Source organism: Shewanella fidelis ATCC BAA-318, assembly GCF_000518605.1.
Lineage (GTDB): Bacteria > Pseudomonadota > Gammaproteobacteria > Enterobacterales > Shewanellaceae > Shewanella > Shewanella fidelis.
The window spans coordinates 1-4,166 of record NZ_JADX01000031.1 but is presented as its reverse complement, the minus strand read 5'-3'; the positions used below and the strand labels follow the sequence as shown (position 1 = coordinate 4,166).

Annotated in this window: 2 protein-coding genes; both read left to right on the top strand. The window is 41.1% G+C overall.

Annotation, left to right across the window (positions count from 1 at the left end):
- Positions 1–3,283 (top strand): VWA domain-containing protein (locus L884_RS0113485; RefSeq protein ID WP_028767993.1); only part of this gene is annotated, 3,283 nt, incomplete at its 5' end.
- A gap of 236 nt (positions 3,284–3,519) precedes the next feature.
- Positions 3,520–4,166, top strand: a 647-nt coding sequence (locus L884_RS22085; RefSeq protein WP_037410949.1) for a retention module-containing protein, incomplete at its 3' end; no start/stop codon positions are given.

The following is a 4,166-nucleotide window of genomic DNA, read 5'->3' as shown; positions in this document are numbered from 1 at the left end:
CTATGATATCGATAATGCCTTGGTGGATTTCCTCGCCGAAGGCGACAGCATCACCTTCAGTTTTGATGTTACCGTCACCGACAGTAACGGTGCCTACGATACTGAAACAGTAACAATAACTATCAATGGAGGAAATGACGCTCCTGAGGTTGTCTCTGCAACACCTGTTACGGTTTCAGAAGAAGGTCTAGACAACGGAATCATCGATGCTGTTGGTACGCCAACCGATACGACTAACTTAAAAACTGAGACTGGAACGATTACCTTTACTGATAGTGATGCGCCAAATAGCAATATATTCACGTTATCCCTTTCAGGCCCTAGTACAGATATGTATTCGAATAATGTTTTGGTCACTTGGGCTTGGGATCCAAATACCAACACATTAACCGGTTCAGCTAACGGCATACCTGTTATGACCATAGTGATGGGGGCTGTAAGTGCAGGATTATCTGGCTTTGAAGCGACATATACCGTTAATTTACTGCAAAATATTGATCATCCACTCAATGATATTGAAGACATATTAACCTTTAACTTTGGAGTGACTATTAATGATGGTACTCAAGACGTTATCACTGGTTTTGATGTAACCATTGAAGATGACGCCCCGGTAGATGAAGTCGATGAATTAGCACAAAATATTATCCCTCACCTTATCGGTAGCAATGTTTCTGGGGATCTATTTGATCCTGGCGCGGATGGGTTTGGCAGCGTTAGCTTTCAAGTCTTAACAACAGGTTTACAGTACAATGGCCAGAGCTTAAGTTATTCTATGAGCGGTAACACTCTCACGGCTAGCGCCAGTGGAACAGACGTATTTACTGTCACTGCTGTGCTTGATCAAAATGGCCACTATGACTATGTATTTGAGCTTCTACAAAAAGTCGATCAAGAAATTCTCATAGACTATGATTTAGGCTCCGCGCCTGCAGGTAATAATTTCGCTTACTACGTTGATGCAGATGGAACCATTTATAGCCAAGACGGACAAGCTACAAATGTAATATCAACGATTACAGGCTTTACCAACGGTATTTCGTCACAAATAAATGCCAATAGCCATGGTGTTGGGGTTGGGCCGCAAACTTCTATTAGTGATAACGAATCCATAAAAATAGACTATGGTCCTAATGGAACCTCACTGTTAGCAATCAATTTAGGTACAAATAATAACGGAGTGCACACTGGCTCCGCGGATATTCAGTACATTATCACCTATTCGGATAATAGTACCAAAGTTGTTAATACCAGCATATCACCCACTTTGTTAATCGAAGAGCTTGAATCCAATGGATTATCAATTATGTCTATTGAAATATTCCATGTCTCAGGCGAAGACTTCCAATTAACAAGCCTTGCATCAACTGGTCTAATATTTAACGAGCCGATAGATATAGAGTTTGGTTATTCCGCTACTGATGGAGATAACGATGCTGTTGTCTTTACTCAAGATAATACTGGTCAATTTAATATTACTCTAACGCCAGACAACTTGCTTCCTAACGCACTCAACAACTCTTACCAACTTGATTCAGGTTCAGCCATTACGGCCAATATGATTACTGATGACACTGAAAGTGGAGTAGATAGTGACGGGGATGCAGATACGTTAACTATTACTCAAATAAATGGCGTCGATTTAAACTATGTAAATGGTTCTGCGACTATTTCGCTACCAGGTGGACAATTAACAGTCCAAGCTGATGGGTCATTTACATTCTCTCATAATGGAAACTCTTCAAATCCGGTTAGCTTCAACTATACCATTAGTGATGGTAATGGCGGATTAGATACAGCGACTGTAGATATAGGGGTCTTTGATACTGCAACCTTAAACCCTGGTGACGATACTTATACCGGGACTACAGGTAATGACACCATTGTCAGTGATGTATCAGGGTTTATGCCGGGAGATGATTATAACCTTGCCTTTGTAATTGACTCTTCAGGAAGCATGGGAGCTAATGCTGTAGCCACAGCAAAACAGCAAATAACGGCTGTATTGAATACCTTAATAGCGAATGCTAACCAACCTGGTGCCGGCACTGTGAATGTACTACTCGTTGACTTTGACCAAAGTGCCAATACTTTAATCGAAATCGATCTCAGTACAGGTAATGCAGCGGCCCAAATTGCTCAAGCATTTACTGCAATGACAAGCGGAGGAACAACAAACTATTCTGCAGCGCTAACTGAGGCATACAATTGGTTTAACTCGAATTACCCTAATGGTAACAATCGCACCTTCTTTATCACTGATGGTGCGCCAAATACTGATAACGGCCAACCAGGAAATTACTTCAATAATGCACTTGCAGCATTCGCACTGTTAAACGCCATTTCTGATGTGGAAGCTATCGGTTTAGGTCCAAATATAAACACCTCGATATTACAGCAGTTCGATTCTTCAGCCCCACTGATTAATAACATCGATGTTAATGATCTTGCTGATGCAATTCTTCAATCAAATATTTTACCAGGTAATGACACCGTATCAGGCGGTGCTGGAGATGATATCATTTTTGGGGATTTAACTGACTTCCTAGGTAATGGCTTACAAGGCATTGACGCTATTAGGCAGTATGTAGCCGACGACCAAGGCATCAATATTAATGCCGTAAAAGATACCGATATCCATGATTTTATAGTTAATAATCATGGAACATTTGATGTATCACAAGTTGATGATGGTAACGACACAATAAATGGCGACAGCGGAAACGATATCCTCTTTGGACAAGGAGGTAATGATATTTTAGACGGTGGCTCTGGTAATGACATTCTTATCGGAGGTGATGGCAATGACACTATTATTGGTGGAATAGGCCGAGACCTTATCATAGGGGGCGCAGGTAATGATGAACTCTATGGCGGTGAACAATTATCCCCTGATGATAACCAAAGAGACTTTTTCGAATGGGGAGTGAGCTCTGCTGATGGCAGTACTGATACGGTATTTGGATTCAACCATCAGATTGACGCATTAGACCTATCCGACCTTTTAATTAATGAAGAAAATGGCAATCTAGAAGACTTCTTATCATTTAGCTTTAGCGGTGGTGACACGACTATCACTATCGACGCTGATGGCCTAGGTTCAGGCACTGATGGCGTTACAATCGTTCTCGATGGTGTAGATCTATCAAGCATCTATGGTTCTTCAGATGCTAGCACCATCATTAGCCAACTAATAAATGATGAAGCGTTAATTGTTGATCCAAATACGTCACCTTTCGTTCCGCCATACAATCAATTTGATGACGGACTGAATCCACCTTAATATCAGTCAAAAGTTCAACTTCTAACTTGTCGAAATAAAACAGCCACTATATATAGTGGCTGTTTTGTTTTCTTACCCAATCAACTCATTATTTCCAGCTAAAAAAACCTTAAAAAGCAGTGTTAAGAGTACTGTCAAAAAATTGACCCAATATTTCAAACTGTATAACATTGGTTAAATGTGCGTTATCACAACCAATACTACTGCTACAAATTGTTTTCGCAGGGAGCCAAACAATGAAGTCAATTATCACAACTCAGGTTGGGTATATTCTAAACCTTAACGGTGTCGTTACAGCCAATATTGACGGCAATACAAAACAACTAATTCAAGGCGACGTAATCCCTGCTGGTACCGACTTATTACTCGCTGACAGTAGCAGTATAGAAATTAAAAATAGTGATGGTTCGATTTTAACCTCAGAGCAAGCAGCCTCGACAGATGAGCAACAGCTTCTAAACGAAATAGCTGAGATTCAAGCACTTATTGAAGCAGGAGAAGATCCTACTGAGGGGCCAGATACTGCAGCAGGCGGACAAACTGGTAATGAAGGCGGTTCAAGTCATGTATCTATATCAAGAGGAGCTGCGGAAACTATTGCTAGCAGTGGCTTTGATACAGATATGCAAGCAAGTAATCAGCAAGATGATACCAACCAAAGCCTTGTTTACAACAACATCAACTTACTAGATTCTCGAACCATCGTTGCTAACGACAGCCAAACCATTGCCGAAGATCAAGTGGCGACAGGCAATGTGCTAGCCAATGATTCAGATATCGATAGCGATCTCAGTGTCACGAGCTTTGAAGTTAACGGCGAAACCTATGCTGCTGGCACCACAGTTGTGCTTGATGGTGGCTCACTTGTTATTAATGCCGATGG